Source organism: Janthinobacterium sp. GMG2, assembly GCF_033949445.1.
GTDB classification, from domain to species: domain Bacteria; phylum Pseudomonadota; class Gammaproteobacteria; order Burkholderiales; family Burkholderiaceae_D; genus Janthinobacterium; species Janthinobacterium aestuarii.
The window spans coordinates 1-24,250 of record NZ_JAXAWA010000010.1 but is presented as its reverse complement, the minus strand read 5'-3'; the positions used below and the strand labels follow the sequence as shown (position 1 = coordinate 24,250).

The following is a 24,250-nucleotide window of genomic DNA, read 5'->3' as shown; positions in this document are numbered from 1 at the left end:
ATTTTCCGCTGGGGTTAGCCCTTTTTTCCCTTCGCCTGCTCTTCCCTGAACTTCTGGAACGTCTCGATATGCTCGGCCCGGCGCAGCACGCGCGAGTGCGGGTCGAGCGTGTACGTGGCGCCAGCCGGCAGGGGGAGTTCGCCAAAGCCCAGCGACATGGGAACGGTATGGATTTCTTTGCCGATACGCACTTCCACCGGCATCGGGAAGGCGATGTCGGCCGGCGTCTTCCATTCCAGGCGCAAGGTGTCGCCGTCACGCACGGCGGACAGTTCCGGCAGCGCGGCCTGGTACAGATAGGTCTGGAAGAACCAGTCGTAGTTGCTGCCCGTGACTTTATAGACGATGTCCATGAATTCCTTGGTGCTGCCATAGCGCGGCTGGAACTGGCCCGGCTGCGGCTGTTCCGTGCCGTAGACGAGCAGGCGCACGGCGCGGAAGAAGGCGTCGTCGCCGATCAGGCCGCGCAAGGTGTGCAGCACCAGCGCCCCTTTCACATACAGGTCGCCGCCCGGCCCGCCCTTTTTCAGGTCGTAGACTTCTTCCTCGCTTTTCGGTTTGCCCGAGACCATGGGCGCCTTGTTGACGATGCCGGCGCGCATTTGCTGCAGCGAAGCAAAATACTCTTGCTCGCCCCGCAGATATTGCATGTACAGCGGTTGCATATACGTGCCGAAGCCTTCGTGCAGCCACATGTCGTCCCAGTTGCTGTTGGTCAGCTGGTTGCCGAACCATTCATGGGCAAATTCATGCTGCAGCAATTCATCGTAGCCATAGCTGGTCTTGGCGAATTTGTTGCCATAGGCATTGATGGTCTGGTGTTCCATGCCCTTGTGCGGGGTTTCGGCGATACCGACTTTCTCATCGCCAAACGGGTAGGGGCCGATGACGCTTTCAAAAAAGTTGAGCATGGGCGGCAATTCCGCGAACAGGGCGCCAGCCTTCGCTTCGCTTTCCGGCAGATACCAGAATTGCAGGGGGATGCGGTTGCCGTAGCGGCTCACATACTCGCCCTGCATGCTGCGGTAGGGCGCCACGTTGAGGGCAATGCCATAGGTGCTCGGATGCTTGGCGCGCCAGTGCCAGGTGCGCCAGCCGTCGGCCTCATCCATGCCGAGTGCGATGCCATTGCCGGCGGCCACCAGCGGCGCCGGCACGATGATGTGCTGGTCGATCAGCCGGACCTTGCCCATCGGGTGGTCGATGCACGGCCAGAACAGGTCGCAGCCCTCGCCTTGCACGGCGCTGGCGATCCACGGCGCGCCATCGGCCGTGCTCGACCAGACCATGCCGCCATCCCACGGCGCTTTCACGGCGACGTGCGGCACGCCGTGGTAGACGACGCGGATGGTGGTGCGCGCGCCTGCCGCGAGGGTGGCAGGCAAGGTCATGCTCAGGCGGCCGTCCGGGTTGGCATAGTCTTGCGGCCGCAGCGCCTTGCCGTCGATTTCGATGGTGTCGACAGGCAGATTGCGGTCCAGGTCCAGCGCGAAACGCGAGATCGGGTGCGTGGCAAGGAAGGTCAGGCGCGCATCGCCGGCAATGCTGCGGCTGGCCGGGTCGATGCGCAGGGTCAGGTCGGCGTGTTCGAACACCACCGCCAATTGTTCCGGCGTGCGTTCGGCGCCTGAATTGAGCGTGTAGGCGGTGGGCGCGCGCGTGGCGCAGGCGCTGAGCAGCAGGCAGGAGAGCAGCAGGGGAATGTGTTTCATGGCGGGCGCGCAAGTGAACGGAACACTGATTGTAGTGTGAAGTGACAACGTTGTCGTTTGGAAATTTCAAGGGGCCGATGGGGCAAGCGTGGCCCCGGTTGAGAAATGTCATGGGCTTCAAACGACGCTGACGTAATCTTGCTGAGCGGCCTTGAAGTGCCGCTAGGAAAGGAAGCGCCATGGACAGCGAACAGCCGGAAGTCGTGGAAAGCAGGGGGATGGTGGCGCCGCCATTGCCTTCCCTGCCGCAATTGATCGCAGCGCTGCCGCCGAAAGGCGCATGCTGGTATTGCGACAAGCCGCTCGATGCCGTGCGCCGTTTCTGTTGCAAGAGTTGTTGCGTGGCGTATGCGGAAGAGGCGCAGTACAACAGCTGAGAGCTAGCGGCGCCGCAGCAGTGCCGCCAGGGCGCCGTCGAAATCGAACTCGTGCGCGGCGGCCGCTACTTCCTGGTAGACGTTGACGCCCAGGCTGGCCGCGAGCAGGCTGGCCGAGTTTTCCAGGATATCGATGGCCGCGCCGTCGCCTTCGCGCAGGTGGCTGGCCAGGCGCGCCAGCAGCAGCTGGATGGCGGGTGCGGCCGGGTCGGGCGCCACGTCCTGCGCCGCCGTGTGGGTTGCCTCCGGCGTGCCCAGCATGCTGCTGACCGCGCCGAGCAATTGGTCTTGCGCCAGTTCCAGCTGCAACATCTGCTGGGCCAGGTCGGGCGCCTGCGCACGCAGTGCCGATTCCAGGGTTTCCGACAGGCTGTGCACGTGGCGCGCGCCGATCATGCCGGCGGCGCCTTTCAGGGTATGCGCCTTCAGGCGAGCGGAAGCGTAGTTGCCCGCGTCGAATTCGGCGCGGATCTGGCACGGCGTGGTGCCGTGGTCGTGCAGGAAGCGGCGCAGGATTTTCAGGTACAGGATGCGGTCGCCCATGATGCGGCCCAGTCCGTTCTCGACATCGAGAATACGGACCATGTCGGATGCCGCAACGGCGGCATCATCATCGCAAGTGGCGTGTGGTTTCAGCATGCTGTGCAGAGCGCCCCAAAACTTGTCAATTGCCGTAAAGCAGGAACAACTATTCTACATCCAGTCATCCTCGACGCCGCGCCCGCTTGGCCGCCAGCGACATCGCTAGCGCGTCGTGAATGACCAGCTGTGCGTGACGTCCGCGCCATTGACTTTGCCGATGAAACTCACGTCATAGCTGGTGTTCGCGTTCAAGGTCGCCAGCGGGATGATGGACGCGGCCGAGACCGGCGTATGCACATCGTTGCCGCTGGTGAGCAGGCGTACCGCCAGGTCCGTGGCGGCACCGCGCTGGCGCACGCTGAATGCCGTCACGCTGACGGGCGTGCCGTAGTTGGCATGTACGCTGATCGGGTAGCCGACCACGTCCTGGTTCGGCACGGGATCGGGCGATTCGTTATCGCTGGAAAAACTGACGGCCACCTTCTGCTGTCCGCTGACAGGATAGGTGACGATCTGTCCCGCCGCCAGCCCGGGGCCATAGTTGCGATTGCCGGCCATGTCGGTGGTGAAATAGGCATAGCCGGAGCTGCTGACGGCCGCGCCCGCGCCGCCTTCCTTGAACAACGGCTCGAAAATGACGAAGCGGTGATAGATGGCCGTGACCAGTTCTTCGGCCAGGTAAAAGCCGGACGTGTTGCCCGCGCCGGCGATGACTTCGCCCTGCAGCGAGGTGACGACGTAGCCGGCCTTGGCCAGGCGGTCGCCCAGCTTGACGCCCGTAAAGCCGGGCTTGCCCTGCACCTGCTCGTGCGCCACCGTACTGTTGAGATTGAGATAGCTGGAATGGCCCAGGGCCGCGCTGTCGATCAGGCTGTTGCGCACCATAGGCGACAGGCCGATCTGGCTGCGCCGGTAGTTGAACCAGTTAAAGCCATCGGTGGCAATATTGTTGCTGAGGACGGGAGCGCCCGGCTCCTGTGTCAGCTGTCCGGCCGGGGTCGAGGTGCTCAGCGACGTATTGCTGCCGCTATCGCCGCCGCCGCAGGCGCTCAGCAGTGCTGCACTCAGCAGGGCGGGTATCCAGTATTTCCAACGCAGTGACGAGGCAATCAAGTTGGCTCCTGTATAGGTAGGCGGACAGCGGTGGGGCCAGCGTGCTGTCCTGTAAAACGATTCTAAGGTATTTTGATACCGCGTAGCGCATTCATGAAAAGATATGTGGCGCGCTCGTGCGCGGACGGTGCCGCAGCTGCACAGGGTAGAATGAGCGTAGCGCAGCGTTTGCTGCTGCATCGCCTTACTTCCGATTTTTTGATTGCCCATACATTTGAACACATTGCCCAAGTCGCGCCTGCAGCGCGCCAAATACGCCTTGCCCAGCATGGTGACTTTGCTTTCGATAGCATGCGGTTTTGCCAGCATCGTCATTTCCGTCGATAACGCCGCCGTGGGCGACGCGGATGCCTACCGCCTGGCGGCGGCGCTGCTGGTGCTGGCCGGCGTGTTCGATGCGCTCGACGGCTATGTCGCACGCCTGACGAACACCAGTTCGCAGTTCGGCGTGCAGCTCGATTCCATCGCCGACGTGATGAATTTCGGCTGCGCCCCGGCCGTCCTGTTGTACTGCTATGGCTTCGTGCAGATGGGCGTGCATGATCCGCTGCTGCTGCGCTTTGGCGGCATGGCCAGCTTCTTCTTTGTCGCGTGCGGTGCCATGCGTCTGGCGCGCTTCAATGTGAACGTGGGGCGCACGGACCCCCTGTATTTCGTCGGCATGCCGATCACGGCCGGGGCCGCCTGCGTGGCGGCCGTCGTGGTGGCCTGGCCGGCGCCCATCGATTCCATGCTGCACAGCTATCTGCTGATGCTGCTGCTCGTGGGCGTGGGCAGCCTGATGGTGTCGACCTTGCGTTTCCCCAGCTCCAAGCAAAAGAAAAGCCTGGCCGCGCTGCTGGTACTCATCGTGGCCATCGCCCTGCTCGTGTGGCTGAAGACCAGCTTCTTCGCGCTGTTCTTCGCCGTCTACATCGGCGCCACCCTGCTGCTCAACCTGGCGTGGTACCTGGGCTGGCGCGGAATTGCCTTGCCACAGGTATTCAACGACCCCGACGAGATCGACTAAGCCACCTCGTGCCCGCGTGCGGCGCGCAGGATGGCGAACCAGTCGCTGCGGCTGAGTGTAAACTGCGTGCCTTCCACGGCCACGCCGACGGCTTCGATGCGGCCCGTGCCCGTCAGCGGCAGGGGACGGCAAGGCAGTTGCATGATCCACGCAAACACCACGCTGGCAAACGGACGCTGCAGCTGGTCGGCGATCTGCTTGATCACATTGCGCAAGTTCTCCACATTCGCGTCGCCGCCCTGGAACAGCCGGCCGCCCGCCAGCGGCGACCAGATCATCGGCGCCACGCCCACGTCCTGCAAGCCGTCGAAGGTTTCATCGAACAGGGGCGCCACGTGCAGCGGCGAAAATTCCACCTGGTTCGTTACCAGTGGGAAGCGCCGGTGCAGACACTCGAACTGGTGGCGGCTGAAGTTCGACACGCCAAAGTGCAGCACCTTGCCCGCCGCTTTCAATTGCGTGAAGGCGCCGGCGATCTCGTCGAAATCCATCAGCGGGTCGGGACGGTGGATCAGCAGCAAGTCCAGGCGGTCCGTGTGCAGCTGGCGCAGGGTGTGTTCCACGGAACTGGTGATGTGCGCCGCGCTCGTGTCGTAATGCTGGATGGCATGGCCGGGACGGTGCGGCGACAGCAGCTTGATGCCGCACTTGCTGACCAGCTCCATCTTGTCGCGCAAGCCCGGCTGCAGGGCCAGCGCTTCGCCAAATAGCCCTTCGGCGCTGTAATCGCCATAGATGTCGGCATGGTCGAAACTGGACACACCCAGCGCCAGGCATTGTTCGATGAAAGCCAGGCGCTGCTGCGCCGACATATTCCACTCGCCGATGCGCCACATGCCAGCAACGATACGCGACAGTTCGGGACCGTTGCTGCTCAAACGGCTGCGCGGCGCTTGCAGGCTGGCGGGAAACACATGGCTCATGGGCTGGCTTTCTGATGGTGGAGATGAAGGTGACGCCACGATTATAGCCAGCTACGCTACAGCATGCTGTGGAGAAATCGGCGGCGAGACAGACGAAAAAAATGCCCGCAACATCTGCGGGCATTTTTTATGGGGAACGCTAACTGCTTATTTCATCCACAGGCGCATCGAATCCCAGGCGCGGCCGAAGATCGTTGCCTGGTTGATGGTTTCCAGCGCCACGACAGGCAGTTCCAGCAGGACCTTGTCGTCGACCATCATTTTCAGCTTGCCGACCGGGGCGTTTTCAGCCAACGGCGCGACCAGCGGGTCCTTGCGTTCCAGCACAGGTTTCATCTTGGCAGCCGTACCTTTTGGTACGGTGACGAGCACATCGCGGGCGAAACCGATTTTCACGGTGCCTTTCGAGCCCTTCCACACTTCCGGCGTGGCCACTGCCTGGCCCTTCGAGTACAGCTTGACCGTATCGAAGTTCTGGAAGCCCCAGTTCAGCAGCTTCTGGCTTTCCTGCGTGCGGGCCTGGTCCGACGAGGTGCCCAGCACCACGGAGATCAAACGGCGCTCGCCCGTGCCGCCTGGACGGCGGGCCGAGGCGATCATGCAATAGCCGGCCGCTTCCGTGTGGCCCGTTTTCATGCCATCGACGGTTGGGTCCAGCCACAGCAGGCGGTTGCGGTTAGGCTGGGTGATCTTGTTGTACGTAAAGCTCTTGATGGAATCGATTTTGTAGAATTCCGGGTAGTCGGCGATCACGCGCTTGGCCAGCACGGACAGGTCTTGCGCCGTGGAATAGTTATCGGGGCTAGGCAAGCCATGCGGATTGGCAAAACGCGTATTTTTCAGACCCATGCGCTGGGCTTCGCGGTTCATCAGCACGACGAACGTGCCTTCATCGCCGGCAACGGCTTCCGCCAGCGCCACGGCGGCGTCGTTACCCGATTGAATCATCAGGCCGTGCAGCAAGTCGTCGATCGAGACAGGGGTAGCCGGGTCGATGAACATCTTCGAGCTGCTCGAATCGACTTTCCATGCGCGCACGGACACGTTGACTTTCTGGTCCAGCGCCAGTTTTTTTTCGCGGATGGCGGCAAACGTCAGGTAAGCCGTCATGATCTTGGTCAACGAAGCCGGCTCGATGCGCGCGTCAGGATCTTGCGAAGCAATGATCTGGCCACTGGTGGCATCAAGCAACAGCCAGGACTTGGCGGCGATGGTCGGGGCTGGAACGCTCTGGGCGTAGGCGGCGGAAAAGAAAAATACACTGGAGGCCAGTGCCGCTAAAAGTTTTTTCATGGAGGCTGGTCTGCGAGAAAAAGATGAAGGCTGAGGGCCATGCTGTTGCTGCTTGCATGGCCGCGTGGAAAAAACGGATCAATTATAGCCGTGGAGGCGCTAGTAAGCCCACACTTCAATGATCATCTGCTGCAATTGAGGGTTTGTCACCATGCCACAGGGCAATCACGAGGTTCTTGATGTGATTGAGCTTGCGGTGGAAAAAGTGGTCGGCGCCGGGGATCACGATCACGGGAATGTCTTGTGGACGGGCCCAGTCGAAGACGGCGGACAGGGGGATCGTGTCGTCCAGTTCGCCGTGGATCAAGATGGTGTCGGCGGGAATGTCGGCCATGGCCCACTTGCCGGCCGCGCTGCCGATCAGTGCCAGGCGCTCGACGGGTGTGCCTGCGGCGGCCAGGCGTTCCTGCAGTTTCGATTGCACGAATGTGCCGAACGAGAAACCGGAGAGTGCCACGGGCAAGCCCGGATACAGGCCGTGCATGTGTTCATACAACAACTGCATGTCGTCCGTTTCGCCCACGCCATGGTCGTGCACGCCTTCGGACGCACCGACGCCGCGGAAGTTGATGCGCGCCACCACGTAACCGAGCGCGACAAACGCGCGCGCCAGGGTTTGCGTGACCTTGTTATCCATCGTGCCGCCGTACAGCGGATGCGGATGGGCAACGAGGGCGATGCCGCGCGGAGTGTCTGCCGGGAAATCGAGCAAGCCTTCCATGCTGCCTGCATGGCCGGCGAGGGTAAATTTTTCCGAGTTTCTGTTCATGATGCTCATACTGGTGGCGTAGGCTTAATTTGAAGTTAAAACGTTGAAATTAAATATGCGGCTCAGATTTTCAGGCGTTCGACGACCTTGCCGCCCACCAGGTGCGTATCGATGATTTCATCGATATCGCTGGTGTCGACATAGGTGTACCAGGTCGCTTCCGGGTAGATAACCAGCAGCGGGCCTTCCTCGCAGCGGTCCATGCAGCCGGCCTGGTTGATGCGGATCTTGCCCGCGCCATTCATGTCGAGTTCCTTGATGCGGCGCTTGCAATGCTTTTGCGCCGCTTCCGCGCCATGGTCGCCGCAGCTGTTGCGGCCGTCTTCACGTTTGTTCATGCAGAAAAAAACGTGGCGTTCAAAATACGGTGCGTCGCTCATACTATGCTCCTGCGGAATCATCAATGCGTCATGATAACGCTTATGGGTGGTCTTCGCGACGCTGGCGCTGCACATCTTCCTGCCGGTTCAGGCGGTGCGAGGGCAGGCACAGGAACCACAGGGCCATGAAGGGCCACAGCAAGGCCAAAAATTGCGCCGCGCCATTGAAGTTGAGGAACTTGCCTTGAAACCAGCCTTGCAAGGTTGACATGAAATACGGGTTGATCGGCGTCGTATTCACCATCACCAGACTCAGCAGCAAGGTGGCGGCCGCGATGCGGCGCTGCGCCACGTGCGGCGCGAACGCCAGGCCGCCCAGCATGATCAGGCCGATCAAAAAGCCGCCCTGGGCGCCCGGCGTGATCCAGACGAAGGCGTTTTCCGGTGAGAACAGCAGCGCGCTGGCCATTGAGCGCACGATCAAGGCGGCGGCGATCAGGGCCAGCATCAAGATGGTGCGCGGCGCGGCGCGGCGCAGCAGGCACAGCAGGGTCAGTACGGCGCCCGTCATGCCGCAAGCCGTGATGATGGTTTCCGAAAGCCAATATTGCTCAACCGTCAAGATGACGTCGGGACGCAGATACGCGGCCAGGTCGATGTCGATGCCCGCCAGCTGCGACAGCCAGTCCGACAGGATGGGCAGCAGCTGGCCCAGGCCGAACAGATAGCCTTGCGGATAGATTTGCGCCAGCGGCCACAGGGCCACGAGCACCAAGCCCTGGCTGGCGTGCTGGGCAAACCAGCGCTGGCGCAAGCGGAACAAATGACTTTGGTCGAGCAGCTTGCGCGCCGTCAGGGCGCCGATGATGGAACCGATGCAGCAGCCGGCCGCATTCGTATAAAAATCGAGGTTCGACGAGACGCGGCTGGGCAGATAGGTTTGCACGGCTTCCATGCTGCCCGAAATCAACATGCCGCACAGGCTGGCGACGATGACGGCAAAGAAACCCGTGATCCTTGGAAACAGCGAATACACGATCAGCGCGCCGAGCGGAATGTAGCCGACGACGTTGATGCCCACGTCAAAGCCCGTCCAGTAGCGGGGCATGCGCGTGTTTTCCAGGAACGTCAGCGGCGACAAACCATTGCTGTGCCAACCCGTGAACGGGAACCAGCTCGCATACACGATCAGGAAGACGTAGGCGAGCAGGGTCGCGCGCGACACGGGCGAGGAACGGACGGGCGGCAGCGGCGCCGCCGGGCTGGCTGGGGATGCGGGGTCGGTCATTCTTTCGTGATATTCAGCGTGCCCAGCCAGGTCAGCAGGTCGGCGGCGATGGCGTCCGAGGCCGCCGCCAGCGCTTGCGCGCCGCCTTGCGCATCGGCGCTGCCGGCCGGGCCGCTGCGGCTGAAGGTTTTCTGGTCGATCAGGCGGTGGCCGCGAAACAGCGAGGCGCGCAGCGACACGTGGCCGCTGCTCTGCGTCTGCGTATCGAAGTTTTGCGAAAAATCATCGACGTCGATGCGCAGCAGGGGCATGCCGGCGGCCGCGTCCGTGGTCGACAGCACTTTCACGCCGCTTTGCGCCACGCGCGTTTTCAGGCGCTGGCTTAAGAGTTGCAGCGGCGGCGTGTTCCAGCGGTTGTAGGCGTACGGACGCGATTGCTGCGCATCGGCGTACAGCAAGCGGTAATACATGCGCTGGCTGTCGAGCCAGGATGGACCATTGGCGTCGGCGATCACCAGCACGGGCACGGCTGGCGCGGCTGCTGGCGCGGCTGCCAGCGGTGCGGCCGGGCCGAAATCATAGAAAGTGGGGACGGGGCCGCGGCTGGCGCAGCCGCCCAGCAGGAATGCGGCGGCCAGGATAAGTGCGCTGAGGTTGCGTGGGATAGGCATGCGGTGTTCTCCTTATTTGCCCGGTGCCGAAAAACCGGGCTCGCCCGGGCCGGGCGGAATGTCTGGGGCGCCGAACAAGATGCTCTGCGGCTGTTCATTGAGCGTGCTCATGGTGGTTTTCAGGGCGCGCATCGAGGAGCGCGCTTCGCCGCTCAGCTCGATGACTTGCGGCAAGACTTCCAGCGACACGCCATTGGCCACCGTTTCCACCGAGCTGCCGACCCGGTCAACCGTGCCATTGACCTTGTCGAGCACGCCGCCTGGCGCCTGGATGTCGTTACCCAGTTTTTTCCACGTGGCCGTCAGGTCCGATACGTTCTTGCTGGCCGTGCTCACGGCCGTCAGGGTTTGCCGCGTCTGTTCCGTCAGTTGCGGCAATTGCGTCAGGGTCGGTTCCAGCTGCTGCGGAATGGCGCCAAAGGCCTTGGCGGCCTTGCCCACTTCCGTGAAGGCGCCCAGCATGGCGGCCTGATTGTCGGGGCTGAGCAGGTTGTTGACCTTGTTGGTGATCTGCTCGGCCTGGTCGAGGATGCGCTTGCCCCGCTTTTCCAGCTGGTCGAGCAAGCCGGCGCGCAGGGGAATCAGCGATGGCTTGTCCTTGCTGGTGCCCAGCAGCTTGGAGCCGACATGTTCATCATCGAGCTGGATGTAGGCGATGCCCGTCACGCCTTGGTAGCCGAGGGTAGCAAACGTGGTGTTGGTAACGGGGGTGTCGGGCGCCACGCTGATGTGCACGAGGATTTGCCCGGCCTTTTGCGTGTCGAAGTCGATGGCGTCGACCTTGCCCACTTCCAGGCCCCGGTAGCGCACGGTCGCCTGCGGGTTCAGGCCCGGTACGGACAGGGTGGTGGCGAGCAGATACGGCACCCGTTCCACGCGGTCGCGGTTGAACCAGACGCCGAACAGGATGGCGGCCACCAGCAAGGTCAGTGTAAAAAATCCCGTCATCAGGGCATGTGATCTGTTTTCCATTACTTCTCCGCTTTCGTGTCTGTGCCGGCGTCGTCGCCTGGCTGCGCCGCATTGCCCGCCGCCGCCTGTTTCTCATCGAGGACGGCCAGCGCGCGCTTGCCGCGGTCGCCGAGGAAAAATTGCTTGATGAACGGGTGGTCGACTTCGATCACCTCGCGCGTGGGGCCGATGGCGATCACGTGTTTTTCCGCCAGCACGGCGATGCGCGTGGACAGGGCGAACAAGGTGTCGAGATCATGCGTGACCATCACCACCGTCAAGCCCAGTTCGCGGTGCAGCGACTGGATCAGGGCGACAAAACTTTCCGACAGGTCCGGATCCAGGCCCGCCGTCGGTTCGTCGAGGAACAGCAGCTTCGGTTCCAGCGCCAGGGCGCGGGCCAGGGCCACGCGCTTGATCATGCCGCCCGACAAGTCCGACGGCATCTTGAGCGCATGTTCCGGGCCCAGGCCCACCATATTCATCTTCAATAATACCGCGTCGTGCACCAGCGCCTCGGGCAGCACGCGCAATTCGCGCATGGGCTGGGCCACATTGTCGAACACGGTCAGTGCCGAATACAGTGCGCCTTGCTGGAACAGCATGCCCCAGTGGTTGCGCAACTGTTGCAGCTGGTCTGAACTTGCTTTATTGATATCTTCGCCAAAGACTTTGACGCAGCCGCGCGCCGGATGTTCCAGGCCCAGCATCTGGCGCAGCAGCACCGTCTTGCCCGTGCCGGAACCGCCCACGATGGACAGGATCTCTCCCCGCTCGATTTCCAGGTTCAAGTCCTGGTGCACGACGGTGCGGCCGAACTTGGTCCACAGATTGGTGATGTCCACCACGGGCGCGTTGCCGTGCAGGTTGAATTGGCCTTCCTTGCCGGTGCCACAGGCGATATTGGTGTCGTCCGCCATCAGTAGCCCACTCCATTGAAGACGATGGCGAACACGGCGTCGGCCAGGATCACGACGGTGATGGCCGTGACGACGGCGGTGGTGGTGCCGCGCCCCAGGCTTTCCGTGTTGGCCTTGATGCGCAGGCCGAAGTGGCAGGAGACAAGGGCGATCAGCATGCCGAAAATCACGCCCTTGCCCAGGCCGATCATGTAATTGGCCAGCGGCACGGCATCGGGCAGCTTCTGGATGAAGTAGCGCGCCGACAGGTTCAGTTCCACCTTGGCCGCCACCATGCCGCCGATCAGCGCGGCCGTGTCCGTCCAGATGACGAGCAGGGGCATGGAAATGGCCAGGGCCAGCACTTTCGGCATGATCAGGCGGAAACCGTGCGAAATGCCCATCACCAGCATGGCGTCGAGTTCTTCCGTGACGCGCATGACGCCCAGTTGGGCCGTGATGGACGAACCGGAGCGCCCGGCCACGAGGATGGCGGCCAAGAGCGGCCCCAGTTCGCGGATGACGCTCATGCCCAGCAGGTTGACCAGGTAGATGTCGCCGCCAAACGCGCGCAGCTGCTGCGCGGACAGGTAGGACAGCACGACGCCGATCAGAAAGCCGACGAGAGCCGTGATGCCCAGCGCCTGGAAGCCCGCATGGAAGATATTGGCGGAAATTTCACGCCATGGTCCGCGCATCGGATGGCGCGCGAAGCGGCCGATATCCTGCGTCACCTGGCCGACCAAGGCAATAAAGCCCTTCAAATGTTCGAAAAACAGCAAAATGGCCATGCCCAGTTTCATCACGGGCGTGAGGCGGTTGGCGCGCGAGGGCGGCGTCGTCAGCGGCCCCGTTTCTTCGATGCGCCGGAAAAACTCTTCCTGCGATGGCGCCAGGGTCAGCTGCGCGGGACGCTGCTTGCCCCAGGCATTCCAGAACAGCTGGGCGCCGATATGGTCCATGCTGTCGATGGCCGACAGGTCCCATTGCGCCTTGGCATCGCCCTGCAAGGGTTTGAGCTGGGCGTCGATGGCCTTGATGGCATTGTCATGCGCCAGCGCGTGCACCTGCCAGGTGCCGCTGGCAGTGACAAGGGCTCCCTGTTGGGAGCTGGTCTGGGAGAGGGTCAGTTTCGGCGATTGTACAGTCGGCATCGTGCCAGTTTAAGGGAGAATGGCGCAGACCGCCACCGCTGTTCAATCGCCGGCCCCTCAGGACGCAAGGTGGCGCGCCTGCCGCTGCGGCAGGGCGACGTCCGGGCGCACCTTGGTGCTGCCAGTATTCACTTCGGCTGGCTTGGCGTGCGCGGCCGCTTGCGCGCCGCCCGCATAGTCGCTGGCCACGAGGGCGTTGGCCTCCAGCGCGCTCATGCCGCGCGTCTGCAGCCATTGCGCCACCAGCTTGGCCAGGCGCTCCATGGCGATGCGGTGGGTGGCGTCCGTATGGGCATACAGCCAGTTCGAAAAATCCATGAAGTTTTCAAATGGCGCGTCACCGAGCATCCATTGCACTGTATTGGCGAAGCGGCCCGAGTTGGCCACCAGGTCCCAGTAGCGGGCGAAGCGCACGAGGCGCTGCATGCTCATGAAATCGAGCTGTTTATTGGCCAGGATGGTGTACGGCGGGTGCGGGTCGAACACCATGCCATAGTTTTCCGTATGGCGGATGATGGGCGTGCCGCGCAGCCGCTTCAATATGCCGAACTGGATTTCATGCGGTTTCAAGGCCACCAGCTTGTTGAAGCCGGCCGCGAAGCTTGCTTCATCCTCGCCCGGCAAGCCGGCGATCAAGTCCACGTGCAGGTGGGCGTTCGATTCCTCGCACAGCCAGCGGATGTTGTCGGCCGCCTTTTGATTGTCCTGCTTGCGGCTGACCAGCGATTGCACGTCCGGATTGAAGCTCTGGATGCCGATCTCGAACTGCAGCGCGCCGGGCGGGAATTTGCTGATGCCTTCCTTCAAGGCGTCAGGCAAGTGGTCTGGCACCAGTTCGAAGTGGGCGTAGATCGGGTCGTCCGGATTCGCTTCGATCTTGTCGAGAAAGAATTGCATGATCTTCAAACTGGTCTTGATATTCAGGTTGAATGTGCGGTCGACGAACTTGAACAGGCGCGCGCCGCGTGCATGCAGGGATTCCATCTCGGCCAGGAAGTTCTCCAGCGCGAAGGGCCAGGCTGTCTTGTCCAGCGCCGACAGGCAGAATTCGCACTTGAACGGACAGCCGCGCGACGCTTCCACGTAAATCGTGCGGTGGCGGATATCGTCGTCTGTATACAAGGAGTAGGGCAGCTGCAGTTCCGCCAGCGGCGCTTGCACGCCCGCATGGATCTTCATCAGCGGCTTCGGTCCGTTGAGGATCTCGCCGCACAGCTTGGGGAAGGTGACGTCGCCCCAGCCCGTGATCAGGTAGTCGGCCAGCTTGACGATCTCTTGCTCGCCCGCCTCATGCGACACTTCCGGCCCGCCCAGCACGATGATGACCTCGGGCGCCACGCGCTTGAGCATGGCCACCAGTTTCGTCGTTTCCTCGACGTTCCATATATACACGCCAAAACCGATGATGCGCGGTTTGTTGATGAGGATGCGTTCGACCAGTTCCGTGGTTTTCGTGCCAATGACGAATTCCTGCAGCCGCGTCTGTACTTGCAACGGCCCCATATTGGCCAGCAGATAGCGCAATCCCAGCGAGGCGTGGGTGTAGCGGGCGTTCAGGGTGGAGAGCAGGATGGTCATTGGAGGCGATGAAAACGGCGAAACCGCTATTTTACGCTGTCGCATCATCTGTGCGCTGCGGCAACAAATGCCATGTTACCATTTGTCAATAATTACTAACTTGTCAATGCTACGGCAGGCTAAAAGGGATACAAGGTGCTGGCGAAAAAAGTACTCAATAAAAAAGTCCTGCTCGGGACGCTGGCCGGCGTGGCCGTGGTAGCGGCCGCACTGGTCGGCTATCGGGTTTTTGGCTGGGGCGCGATGGGGCCGGTCAATGGCCTGAAGCTCGATTTATCCCGGCCCGACGCGCTGGTCCGCACGAAAAGCCTGTCGGCCTTGCCGCGCGACTTGCTGACGGTGCCGCTGGCGCGCGACGTGTTGCGTGAGGATTTCCTGTTCTATTACGAGCAAAGCGAAGACCGGCTGGGCCTCAAGGGCAGCTTGCGCCGCATCGCTTACGAGCATGAGCTGGGCTGGGGTGACCAGCTGCTGCGCATGGTGCTGGACCAGCCGGCGGAAGTAGCCTTGTGGCGCGACGCCGACGGCTCGCTCAAGCATTTCGCCATCGCCGTGTCGCGCAGCCAGCTCACGCGTTTGCTGGAAGAAGCGGGCAAGATCGCCCTGAAGGATACGCAGATGCGCGTGGCCGGCAGCTTGGGCGTCGATGGCGGCCAGGTGCCCGTGTATGCGCTGAACTACGCTTACCAGCGCACCTTGCTGTTTGCCGCGCATGGCCAACGCCTGGTCATCCTGTCTCATCCCGGCATGCTGTATGGCGGCAGCGACGGCAAGCATGGCGATGGCACGGCCGAGAAAACCGTGGCCAGCCTGCTGGCGCCGGAAGCTGCCAAGCAAAAGGTCTTTCATGCACAGTTCCATCTCGACGGCGCCGCGCCCGAGGGCCACAGCATCGCCGTCAAGGCGGACTTCCTGTCCTTCGGCTACCAGCCTTTCTTTGGCGCGTTAGAGGCGCTGCGCTTCGATTTTCAACAGGGCGCCTGGCAATCGAAGGTGCTGCTCAATGCCGATAAACTGAAAAACGGCGGCTACGACAGCAGCGCCCTGTGGCCGCAGCTGCCGCACAACCCGAGCGCCTGTTTCAGCGTGCCGGTCGACTGGACCGCGCTGCAGCCCGTGCTCAAACGCCTGGGCAGCAAGACCTCCGCGCCGGTGGCGCCGCTGGCCGGGCACTTGCAAGGCCCGGCCGCCGCGTGCTGGTATGGCAGTTCGCGCCTGCATACACCGGTTTTTGTCGCCACGCGCAGTGCGCAGGCCGGTGATGACGCTCTGTATGGCAGCCTGTTCGAGGCGGCCATCGGCGGCAAGGACCCCGTGCGCAAAACGACAGGTAAAGATGGCGCCACGCGTTGGGAACGCAGTGTCGCCACGGCGCTGGGCCAGTCCAAGCCGGCGCTGGTCGTGGCCGGCAATACCGTTGTCTTTTCCACCGACGGCAAGCTGGTGGACCAAGTGCTGGCCGTGCGTCGCAAGCAGGCGCCGGCCGCCAGCGACCTGCTGCCCGATGCTTCGCGCACGATCGGCCTGATCGCGCCGGCGTCGCTGGCCCGGCTGATCCAGCTGGAAGCCTTCGATACCCTGCCGGCGAATAACGAACCGGTCTTGCGCGCGGCCGCCAACGAACACCTGGTGCCGCGCCTGAACGCCTTGAAAAAATACCCGCCGCTGCGCATGGTGCTCAAGCGGCAGCCAGCCAGCGGCACGTCATGGGAAACGCTGGAATGGCAAGAGGCCGCGCGATGACGCTGTGGCATGGGCGGCATGGACGTCGTGCCGCCTTGCGCTGGCTGGCGGCTTGCGCCGCCACCGTGGCAATGCCCGCCTGGGCCCTGCGCGCGGCCGCCGAGCCGCAAGTGCAGCTGTCGCAGGCGCAGAGCCGCGCCTTCCAGGCGTGGATGCTGCGTATCGTCAACGCGCAGATCGAACGTGGCCCGTCGCCGCGCTGGACGCACCGCGATTGCGCCGGCCTGGTGCGCTTTGCCGTCAATGAGGCGCTCACCGTGCATGACGCGAAGTGGCTGCATGCGAACGGCATCGCCAGCGACCGGCGCCTGCCGCCCGAGCTGGAACTGAGCGCGGCTCAGGCCGCCTTGCGCAACCGTTGGGTGCAAACGGGCGGCAATGTCGGCCACTTCGTCACGGCACTGGCGCTGGTGCAGCACAACAGCCGTTTCATCGCCCGCGAAATCAGCCAGGCGCTGCCCGGCGACCTGCTGTTTTTCGACCAGGGCGACGAACAGCACTTGATGGTCTGGATGGGGGCGCGCATCGCCTACCACACCGGCACCGTCACCCCCGACGACAATGGTCTGCGGACCGTCGATATCAAAGAACTCACGAGCTGGAAGGACACGCGGTGGCAACCTGTGGTCAACAATCCCAATTTCGCCGGGGTGTTCCGGCTGGCGTTTTTATCATGAAGCCGATTTTTGTCATGAAGCTGCTCTTCATGGGCTTTCTGGCGCTGCTCATGCTGGGCAGCGCCTCCGCGCAGCAGCGCGAGCCCAGCAATTACACGACCTTCAAGGGTGAACCGTTCTTCCTGCTGTCGGACGCCAGTTATGGCAGTCTTGATGAAGCGCGCGTGCGCCTCGAGGTGCCGGGCCGCGACATGGGACGCATGAACCTGGAAGCATATTCGGGCGCCGACATCGTCGTCTACCGCGTGCCCGAACCGATGGAGTTCCTGAAAAAGCAGCGCAATCTGCACCGCATCCAGGTCGAGGGCAATTACCAGGGCGAAGGCCTGGCCAACACCTTGAGTTTTCTGTGGGATAGCTGGTGGAAGCAGTCGCGCCTGGCCTGGCGCAAGCTGTTTTCCAGCGAAGCGCGCCTCGCGGTCACGAAAGAGCAGCCGCAGCTGGCGACCAATGACGCGATCCGCCGGCGCACCGTGTTCGCCAGCCATCCGCAGTACAAGCCGATCAAGGGCATGGAACTGGTCGACAGCTTCCGCTATCCGATCTGGCAAGCCAAGGCCATCGCGCCGCCGAAAGGCGTCAAGCTCGATGGCTCCAGCAGCGACTTCATCGTCGCCGGCGCTGGCAATGTGATGATCCCGCTGGGCAAGCGCAAGCCGGGCCTGTACCTGGTCGAAGCGATCATCGGCGAACACCGCGCCACCACCCTGGTATTCGTGTCGGACACGGTGGCTGTGACCAAGGTCTCGTCCGGCCAGATGCTCGTATGGACCGCACGGCGCGACAACAGTGCCGCCGTGGCTGGCGCCAACGTGGCGTGGACCGATGGCACGGGCGTGCTGCAGTCTGCCACCACGGGCTTTGATGGCGTCGCCTCGCTCGAACGCGGCAGCCCGGAACACACGTATGTGCTGGGCCAGGATCGCGCCGGCGGCGTGTTCGTGTCCGAGAATTTTTACTATGACAGCGAGATCTATAACACCAAGATCTATGCCGTGACGGACCGGCCTCTGTACCGGCCCGGCGATGAAGTCAACGTCAAGTTTTTGGGCCGCGAATTTACCTCCGCGCGCAACTCGCAGGCAGCAAGCGCGGCGCCGATCAGCCTGACGGTGCTCAATCCGAATGGCACGCCGCTGCTGACGCAAACGCTGCAGCTGTCTGGCGAGACGGGCGCCGACACGCGCTTCCGCTTGCCCACGGAAGCGACCGCCGGCGGCTATGAACTGCGTTTCAATTACAAGGATGGCGTGTATGGCGCGGCCTTCCGCGTGGCTGAATACGTCAAGCCGCACTTTGAAATCAACGTCCAGCCTTCGAAGCCGGAATTCAAGACGGGCGAGGCGGTCAAGGGCAGCATCGCGCTGCGCTACCCTGACGGCAAACCCGTGAAAAACGCGAAGATGACCTTGTCCTTGCGCGGCCAGCAAAACACCATGGTCGAAGGCGAGTTGCGTTACAGCGGCCTGTTTCCCGTGGCCCTGAAGACGGAGGAAGTGACGAGCGACGGCAGCGGCAATGTGGACTTCAGCTTGCCGCCCGCCGCCGATCCGTCGCGCTACATCTTGACCGTGCTGGCGACCGATGGCGCGGCCTACCGCGTCAAGGCGACGCGCGAGCTGATGATAGAACGCTCGAGCAGCAGCTACCAGCTGAAGGCCACGCGCCAGTTTTCCGATCCTGGCCAGGCCGTGCATTTCGATCTGGTGGCCGATGGCCAGGGCGCGGCCAAACCCGTGCGCTGGGAGATGGTGCAGCTGGAAAAACAGAGCAAGACCGACGGCGCGTTCGATCCAAATGCCAAGGGCTGGGACGTGACGTTCCCCGCCTCCGGCTCGTATCAGCTGGCGCTGCGCGACGAACGCGGCAACCTGCTGGCCGCCGCCAGCCACTGGGTCGCCGGCGATGGCGTGCAAACGACGCCGGGCAGCATCGAGATCGTGCTGGACCGCGCCCGCTATCGTCCGGGCGACACGGCCGAAGCCTTGATCACGTTCTCCGACAAGGTCGACCAGGCGCTGTTGACGCTCGAGCGCGACAAGGTGGAACACCATGGTTTGATGGCCGGAACCGCTGACTGGTACCAGGCGAAGCGCGTGGCGCCGCGCCAGTGGAGGGTGCGCATCCCGGTAAAAGAAGAGCATGGCCCGAACATGACGTTCTCGGTGGCGTACACGCGCAATGGCGATTTCGTCTTCGAGAACGCCGGCCTGCAAGTGATCGAGCCGCGCATCGCGCTGCAATTCAAGAGCGACAAGGAGGTTTACCAGCCGGGCGAGAAGGTCACGCTCGATGTGACGGCGACGCTGGACGGCAAGCCTTTGAGCACCATGGTGGCGCTGGGCGTGGTCGATGAAATGATCTATGTGCTGCAGCCGGAAATTGCGCCGGACATCGGCGACTTTTTCTATCACCCGCGCCGCAACAACGTGCGCACGACGGCCAGCCTGTCCTTCATCAGCTACGACATGGCGCAGGGCCGCACGGCCGGCGCGCCCGCGCGACACAATTACAACGAGCGTGGCGTGAAGGTGCTCGAACGTCCGCGCCGCGACAATATCGATACGGCGTACTGGGCGCCCTCGCTGAAGACTGACGTGAATGGCAACGCGCGCGTGAGTTTTACCATGCCCGACGCGCTGACCCGCTGGAGGATCACGGGGCGCGCGATGGATGAACAGGGGCGCGTGGGCCAGCGCACGGCCTATCTGCGTTCCGATAAAAACTTCTATGCCAAGTGGACCGCGCCCGACTGGATGCGCGCCGGCGATGCGCCGCGTGCCTCGGTGGCGGTATTCAACCAGACGGGCAAGGAGCAGGCGCTCGACGTCGTGCTTTCCGGCGGGGCGCAGCCGAAGACGGAAAAGATGTCCGCCAAACCAGGTGTCAATTACGTCGAATTCCCGCTCGCCGCTGGCGCTACAGGGCCGCTGCGCCTGGAGCTGAAACAGAATGGCAAAGTGCTCGACGCATTGGACACGGCCATGCAAACCTTGCCCGCCGCCTGGAGCAGCCCGCGCTCCTTGGTGCTGCCGCTCGATGGCGCCACCGCTGATATTCCACTCAAGCTGCCGGCGGACGCGCGCAATATCCGCGTTTCGTTCGCGCAAGGAGCCGCTAGCCAGTTCGCGCGCATCGCTGACGACCTGATCGACTATCCATATGGCTGCGTCGAGCAGACGGCCAGCCGTTTGATTCCTCTCGCGCTGGCCACGCAAAGCCTGGGGCCGGACGCCGGCGCGGCAAGCGAGCGCCTGCAAACGCTGGTCACGGCGCAGCGTTTGCGCCTGGTATCGATGGCCGGCCCGAACGCCGTCTTCGGCTGGTGGGGCAACGCCACGGCCGGCAATGCCTTGATGACGGCCTATGCCTATTACGCCGACTGGTACGCGGCGCGCGCGCTGCGCATCGAGCTGCCGCCCGAGCATTGGAACAAACTGCTGGCCGTCTACAGCGAACATGGCTTGAAGGACGCGATGGGTGACCGTGCGCTGGTGCTGTGGATGGCGCGCGAGATGGGCTTGCCCACGCAGACCCTGGCGGCCGGCCTGGTGGACGACAGCGCCATCGCCGTCCTGGGCGGCAAGCCGCGCCAGGCGGGCGACACGAGCAGCCTGTTGCTGGGCGGAGCTTCTGACCGTGAGGCGCAAGCGATGGGCCTTGGCCTGGTGGCGCTGGTCGCCGCCCAGAATGGCATCGCCCTGCCGCATTCGCTGCAGCTGCAGGTGGCCAGCTCATGGCAGGTGCTGCGCGAGTCCAAAGCGCCGGTGGCACAAGCCTTGCTGATGATGGCCGGCGAAGTGCCCGCTACCCAGGCCGACGCGGTGCTGGCCAGTGTGCGCGCCGAGATGCCGACACTGGACCGCGCGATGACCTTGATGTGGGTGCAAAAGAAGCTGGGCGGCGTATCGTTTGGCAAGGGGCCCGCCGTTGCACTGGACGGCGCCTGGCAAAAACGCGACAGCCGCAGTGGCCAGCCGGTCTGGCGCTGGAGCGACACCAAGAGTATTCCCGATAAATTGCGTCTCGCCGCACCGGCGCCGGCCGGCACGGTGGCTGTGCTGCAGTACGACAGCCACGCCGCCGAAGCGCAAACCTTGCCGGTTGCCATCGAGCGCCGCATCTTGCGCATGAAGGCGGGCAAGGGCGGTTACACGACGGAGCTGGTCAAGCCGGGCGAAGCGCTCAGCACGGACGCGCTGTACCTCGATGAAATCACCTTGAAAGCGGGGCCAGGTGCGAAGCACCGTTTTGGCTTGCTGGAAGTGGCGCTGCCGCCCGGCGCCATGGTCGAATCGACTACTTGGGGCATGGTCATGGCGGGCGACAAGCCGGCCGCGCTGGAACGCGCGCGCCACACCGAGCGCCGCGACGGCTACGCCGTGCCGATCGAGCCTTTGACCGGCGAGGTGACGGTGCTCCATTTGCTGCGCTTTGCGCAGAAGGGCAGTTACGTGCTGCCGCCGGCGCGCTTTTACCGCATGTACCAGCCAGAGCAGAAAGCCTTCGAAGGCGGCGGCAAGACCACGCGCGCGCTGAAGGTCGAGTGATGCGCGTAGCACTTCCTGCATTCATGGCGGCCCTGTTGCTGGCCGCTCCTGCCTGGTCTGCATCGCTGGATGTGGCCTGGTGGCGTGACGGCAAGATGGAAGTGCGCCAGTTGCGCCAGGGTGGCACGGCGCCGCCGCCGTTTGACGGCGCGCGGCAAGTACCGCTGGCCAGCTTGTGGAAGCTGTTCGTGTATGTGTACGCGAGCGATAGCAAGGTGGCGATGCCGGACTACCGCTGCGGCGGCCGCGATCCGGAAGAGGTGTATTGCTGCGATGCAGGCCAGAGCATCGGCCACGACGCGGCGCTGGCGCAATCGTGCGGCCCGTTTTTCTCGCCCAAGCGCCTGATGATCGCGCCGGCTTCATGGCGTCAGTACTGGACTGGACGTCTGGGCGCGGTGCCCGCAGGGGATTTTTCCTGGCTGTCCGACCCTGCGCAACTGGCGCCGGCGCGCACGGTGCGCCTCGATAGCCTGCTGCGCGCGCTGGACAGTATTCCTGCCGCCAGCCGCGCGGACGCCGAAGCGGCGCTACTGCGCGTGGTGCTCGATGGACGCGGCGCCGGCACGGCGCGTTGGTTCGGCAGCCAGTTGCGCGTCAAAACGTATTCCTGGCACGAGCGGCGCCGGACGGACGAACGTATCGGCGGCGCGGCCGGCTGGCTGGCCGACGGCACGCCGATCTGGTTTGGCGGCGCGGGCGGCAGCAGCAATGTCTTCGAGCAGTGGGCGCCCAGGCTGGCCGCCAGCTTGCCACCGGTAGGCGCGGCCGACGATGGCGGCTGCGTGGTGGTTGATTATTTCAAGCGCTATCCGATCCGCACCGTGCGCGGCGAACGTGGCGTGGCCGCACCTGGCCTGCTCAATGGCCGCTACCATGTGCAATTCGACAATGGCCAGAACCTGGCCTTGCGCAGCGCCGGCGAGCTGATGCTGCTGCAAGAGAAGGGCGGCCGTCCGCAATTGCGCGGCCGCTTCGGCGTCAATGAATATGTGGCGCGCGTGCTTGACCGCGAAGCGAATGCCAACGAGCCGGAAGCGGCCAAGGCGCTGGCGATTGCCGCGCGCACGTATCTGCAGCAGAACGCGGTGACGGTGGCGGGCTGCCAGCAGATCGCCGACAGCAGCGCGACCCAGCGTGTCAGTCCCAGCCCCGCCACGCCAGTGGCCCTGGCGATTGCGCGCTGGACCGACCAGCTGATTGTCGATGGCGTCACCGTGCGCTATCACAGTAACCAGGCGTCCGAGGGCACGATGGCGTGGAGCGAGGCGGTACGCCAGGCCAGACAGGGCAAGCACTATGATGAATTGCTGGCGGCGGCCTATCCCGGCGGCGCCCTGAGCACCTTCGGCAATACGGGCGCGCGTTGCCGGCGCCTGGCGCAGAACGAGGATTGGCTGGCGCGGTCAGTGCCGCGCTGGCAGCGCGTGCTGCTGCGCGAGGCCGGTTATGAAGCGCCGCCGCAAGCGCCGCTGGTCTGCGCCTTGCAGAGCGGCGCGCCGTATTCGGAGCAGTCGCGCAACCGCATCTATATGCGGCCGCTGGCCACGCGCGAAGACCGCATCACCCTGGCCCATGAATATTTACACCTTGGCCTGCGCAATCATCCGCGCGGCCAGGACGAAGAATATGTCGAGCGGCTGGCACGCCGGCTCGTCGACCTTAACCTGGAGGCCCTGTGAGTTTTTATATCCGTTGCGCGATTCCGCTAATGCTATTGCCACTCTGGGCGCAGGCCCAAGTGACCATCGATGCGCCGAAGAGCGGCTGGCGCAATTCGGCCGGTGCGCGCGAGGACTATACGCAAGCGGTCAATTACCCCGCCGCGTCGGTCAACCTGCAGCCGGGCCAGGCTGAAACGGCGCAGATACGGGGCCGTATCGCGGGCGCCGTCAAGGGCAAGCCCGCTACCCTGGTGGTCAACGGCGTGGCGATGCCGATGGAAGTGGGCGAAGACGGCAGCTATGGCCGCCCGTATGGCTTCGGCAGCGGCTCGAACAGCGTGGAAGTACGCTCGCCCGATGCCAAGAGCCGCGCGCGCACCCAGTTTGTCGACAGCTACCAGGGCAAGACCCAGGCGCGCCTGCGCATCGTGCTGTCGTGGGACAGCGCCGGCACCGACCTCGATCTGCATGTGGTCACGCCGGATGGTGGCCACGCCTGGTATGGCAACCGCGTATTAAAAGATGGCGGCGCGCTGGACGTGGACGTGACGACCGGCTATGGCCCGGAAATCTTTTCCAGCGCGGCGCCCCTGAAGGGCAACTATCACGCCTATGTCAATTACTACGGCAGCGGCGAAAACACCGCCATGCTGACTGTCGCGCGCATATCGATCATCACCAACGAAGGCACGCCGCGTGAAAAGCTGCAAAGCTTCCAGGTGCCGATGCGGGCCGCTGGTGAGCTGACCCTGGTGAAATCGTTTGTCTTGCCATAAATGTCTCTTGCGGACAGGCTGTTGCTTGGCTATAATTCGCCCCCTCGCTGAACGACGCATGCAAATGCTGAGTAAAGTAGAGAAAAAGAAGGAGTTGACGATTGTGCTGAAATGCTTCATACTCTTCCTTCTTCGCAGCTGACAAACACAACGCTTTGTCGATAGCGCGAAAGTAGCACCGAATACAGTTCTTTAACAATTAACAGTCGATAAGTGTGGGCATTTGATGTAGTGCAGCGATGGTCTTCGGATTGTCGTAAT

The 24,250-nt window shown here is 63.3% G+C and carries 20 protein-coding genes; 7 read left to right on the top strand and 13 right to left on the bottom strand.

All coding sequences use genetic code 11. From position 1 onward, the window contains the following. Positions 1 to 14: 14 nt before the first annotated feature. Positions 15 to 1,712: a M1 family metallopeptidase gene (locus SKZ59_RS26950; RefSeq protein ID WP_319993471.1), complete on the bottom strand. Its 1,698-nt coding sequence runs from the start codon at positions 1,710 to 1,712 to the stop codon at positions 15 to 17. A 179-nt stretch (positions 1,713 to 1,891) separates the two neighbouring features. Here SKZ59_RS26950 and SKZ59_RS26945 point away from each other — a divergent pair, with 179 nt between their 5' ends. Further along, positions 1,892 to 2,089 (top strand): hypothetical protein, encoded by a 198-nt coding sequence (locus SKZ59_RS26945; RefSeq protein ID WP_034754322.1) that lies wholly within the window; start codon positions 1,892 to 1,894, stop codon positions 2,087 to 2,089. A 3-nt stretch (positions 2,090 to 2,092) separates the two neighbouring features. Here SKZ59_RS26945 and SKZ59_RS26940 read toward each other — a convergent pair whose 3' ends face one another. Both SKZ59_RS26940 and SKZ59_RS26935 read right to left on the bottom strand, forming a co-directional pair. Continuing rightward, positions 2,093 to 2,728, bottom strand: coding sequence for an Hpt domain-containing protein (locus SKZ59_RS26940; RefSeq protein ID WP_319993470.1), 636 nt, complete (start codon positions 2,726 to 2,728; stop codon positions 2,093 to 2,095). Positions 2,729 to 2,833: 105 nt separating this feature from the next. Beyond that, the gene (locus tag SKZ59_RS26935; RefSeq protein WP_257620445.1) at positions 2,834 to 3,784 is read right to left on the bottom strand and encodes a CAP domain-containing protein; all 951 of its coding nucleotides are present in this window, start codon (positions 3,782 to 3,784) and stop codon (positions 2,834 to 2,836) included. A 268-nt stretch (positions 3,785 to 4,052) separates the two neighbouring features. Here SKZ59_RS26935 and pssA point away from each other — a divergent pair, with 268 nt between their 5' ends. Continuing rightward, the gene (gene pssA / locus SKZ59_RS26930; RefSeq protein WP_226941593.1) at positions 4,053 to 4,793 is read left to right on the top strand and encodes a CDP-diacylglycerol--serine O-phosphatidyltransferase; all 741 of its coding nucleotides are present in this window, start codon (positions 4,053 to 4,055) and stop codon (positions 4,791 to 4,793) included. Here pssA and SKZ59_RS26925 read toward each other — a convergent pair. From SKZ59_RS26925 to SKZ59_RS26880, 10 genes are all read right to left on the bottom strand, one after another. Continuing rightward, a complete protein-coding gene (locus SKZ59_RS26925) occupies positions 4,790 to 5,716 on the bottom strand; it encodes an aldo/keto reductase (protein ID WP_034754316.1) in 927 nt (308 codons plus the stop codon). The two genes, pssA and SKZ59_RS26925, sit on opposite strands and share 4 nt — an antisense overlap. A 147-nt stretch (positions 5,717 to 5,863) precedes the next feature. Next, the gene (locus SKZ59_RS26920; RefSeq protein ID WP_034754313.1) at positions 5,864 to 7,009 is read right to left on the bottom strand and encodes a D-alanyl-D-alanine carboxypeptidase family protein; all 1,146 of its coding nucleotides are present in this window, start codon (positions 7,007 to 7,009) and stop codon (positions 5,864 to 5,866) included. 115 nt (positions 7,010 to 7,124) lie between these two features. Further along, positions 7,125 to 7,778 (bottom strand): alpha/beta hydrolase, encoded by a 654-nt coding sequence (locus SKZ59_RS26915; protein WP_319993469.1) that lies wholly within the window; start codon positions 7,776 to 7,778, stop codon positions 7,125 to 7,127. A gap of 62 nt (positions 7,779 to 7,840) precedes the next feature. Continuing rightward, the gene (locus tag SKZ59_RS26910; protein WP_070310269.1) at positions 7,841 to 8,158 is read right to left on the bottom strand and encodes a (2Fe-2S) ferredoxin domain-containing protein; all 318 of its coding nucleotides are present in this window, start codon (positions 8,156 to 8,158) and stop codon (positions 7,841 to 7,843) included. Positions 8,159 to 8,198: 40 nt separating this feature from the next. Further along, on the bottom strand, positions 8,199 to 9,386 hold the full coding sequence (locus tag SKZ59_RS26905; RefSeq protein WP_319993468.1) for a VanZ family protein: 1,188 nt from the start codon (positions 9,384 to 9,386) through the stop codon (positions 8,199 to 8,201). Next, positions 9,383 to 9,997: an ABC-type transport auxiliary lipoprotein family protein gene (locus tag SKZ59_RS26900; RefSeq protein ID WP_319993467.1), complete on the bottom strand. Its 615-nt coding sequence runs from the start codon at positions 9,995 to 9,997 to the stop codon at positions 9,383 to 9,385. Before SKZ59_RS26900 ends, SKZ59_RS26905 begins: the two co-directional genes overlap by 4 nt. Positions 9,998 to 10,009: 12 nt before the next feature. Further along, complete coding sequence (locus tag SKZ59_RS26895) at positions 10,010 to 10,969, bottom strand: MlaD family protein (protein ID WP_034754305.1); 960 nt, start codon at positions 10,967 to 10,969, stop codon at positions 10,010 to 10,012. Beyond that, complete coding sequence (locus SKZ59_RS26890) at positions 10,969 to 11,868, bottom strand: ABC transporter ATP-binding protein (RefSeq protein ID WP_319993466.1); 900 nt, start codon at positions 11,866 to 11,868, stop codon at positions 10,969 to 10,971. Before SKZ59_RS26890 ends, SKZ59_RS26895 begins: the two co-directional genes overlap by 1 nt. After that, a complete protein-coding gene (locus SKZ59_RS26885) occupies positions 11,868 to 13,001 on the bottom strand; it encodes an MlaE family ABC transporter permease (RefSeq protein WP_072457592.1) in 1,134 nt (377 codons plus the stop codon). The genes SKZ59_RS26890 and SKZ59_RS26885 overlap by 1 nt, the downstream gene beginning before the upstream one ends. A gap of 57 nt (positions 13,002 to 13,058) precedes the next feature. Then, positions 13,059 to 14,579, bottom strand: coding sequence for a B12-binding domain-containing radical SAM protein (locus SKZ59_RS26880; RefSeq protein ID WP_319993465.1), 1,521 nt, complete (start codon positions 14,577 to 14,579; stop codon positions 13,059 to 13,061). Positions 14,580 to 14,714: 135 nt separating this feature from the next. On the opposite strand from SKZ59_RS26880, the gene SKZ59_RS26875 reads away from it, so the two are divergent. From SKZ59_RS26875 to SKZ59_RS26855, 5 genes are read left to right on the top strand one after another with little or no spacing between them, the layout of a single operon-like run. Further along, positions 14,715 to 16,322, top strand: a complete 1,608-nt coding sequence (locus tag SKZ59_RS26875) for a DUF2138 family protein (protein WP_072457596.1) — start codon at positions 14,715 to 14,717, stop codon at positions 16,320 to 16,322. Then, positions 16,319 to 16,999: a DUF1175 family protein gene (locus SKZ59_RS26870; protein ID WP_070301987.1), complete on the top strand. Its 681-nt coding sequence runs from the start codon at positions 16,319 to 16,321 to the stop codon at positions 16,997 to 16,999. The genes SKZ59_RS26875 and SKZ59_RS26870 overlap by 4 nt, the downstream gene beginning before the upstream one ends. Further along, on the top strand, positions 16,996 to 21,549 hold the full coding sequence (locus SKZ59_RS26865) for an alpha-2-macroglobulin (RefSeq protein WP_319993464.1): 4,554 nt from the start codon (positions 16,996 to 16,998) through the stop codon (positions 21,547 to 21,549). Before SKZ59_RS26870 ends, SKZ59_RS26865 begins: the two co-directional genes overlap by 4 nt. Further along, the gene (locus SKZ59_RS26860; RefSeq protein WP_319993463.1) at positions 21,549 to 23,231 is read left to right on the top strand and encodes a DUF2300 domain-containing protein; all 1,683 of its coding nucleotides are present in this window, start codon (positions 21,549 to 21,551) and stop codon (positions 23,229 to 23,231) included. The genes SKZ59_RS26865 and SKZ59_RS26860 overlap by 1 nt, the downstream gene beginning before the upstream one ends. Positions 23,232 to 23,260: 29 nt before the next feature. Further along, positions 23,261 to 23,989: a YfaP family protein gene (locus tag SKZ59_RS26855; protein ID WP_319993462.1), complete on the top strand. Its 729-nt coding sequence runs from the start codon at positions 23,261 to 23,263 to the stop codon at positions 23,987 to 23,989. The last annotated feature ends 261 nt before the right edge of the window (positions 23,990 to 24,250 follow it).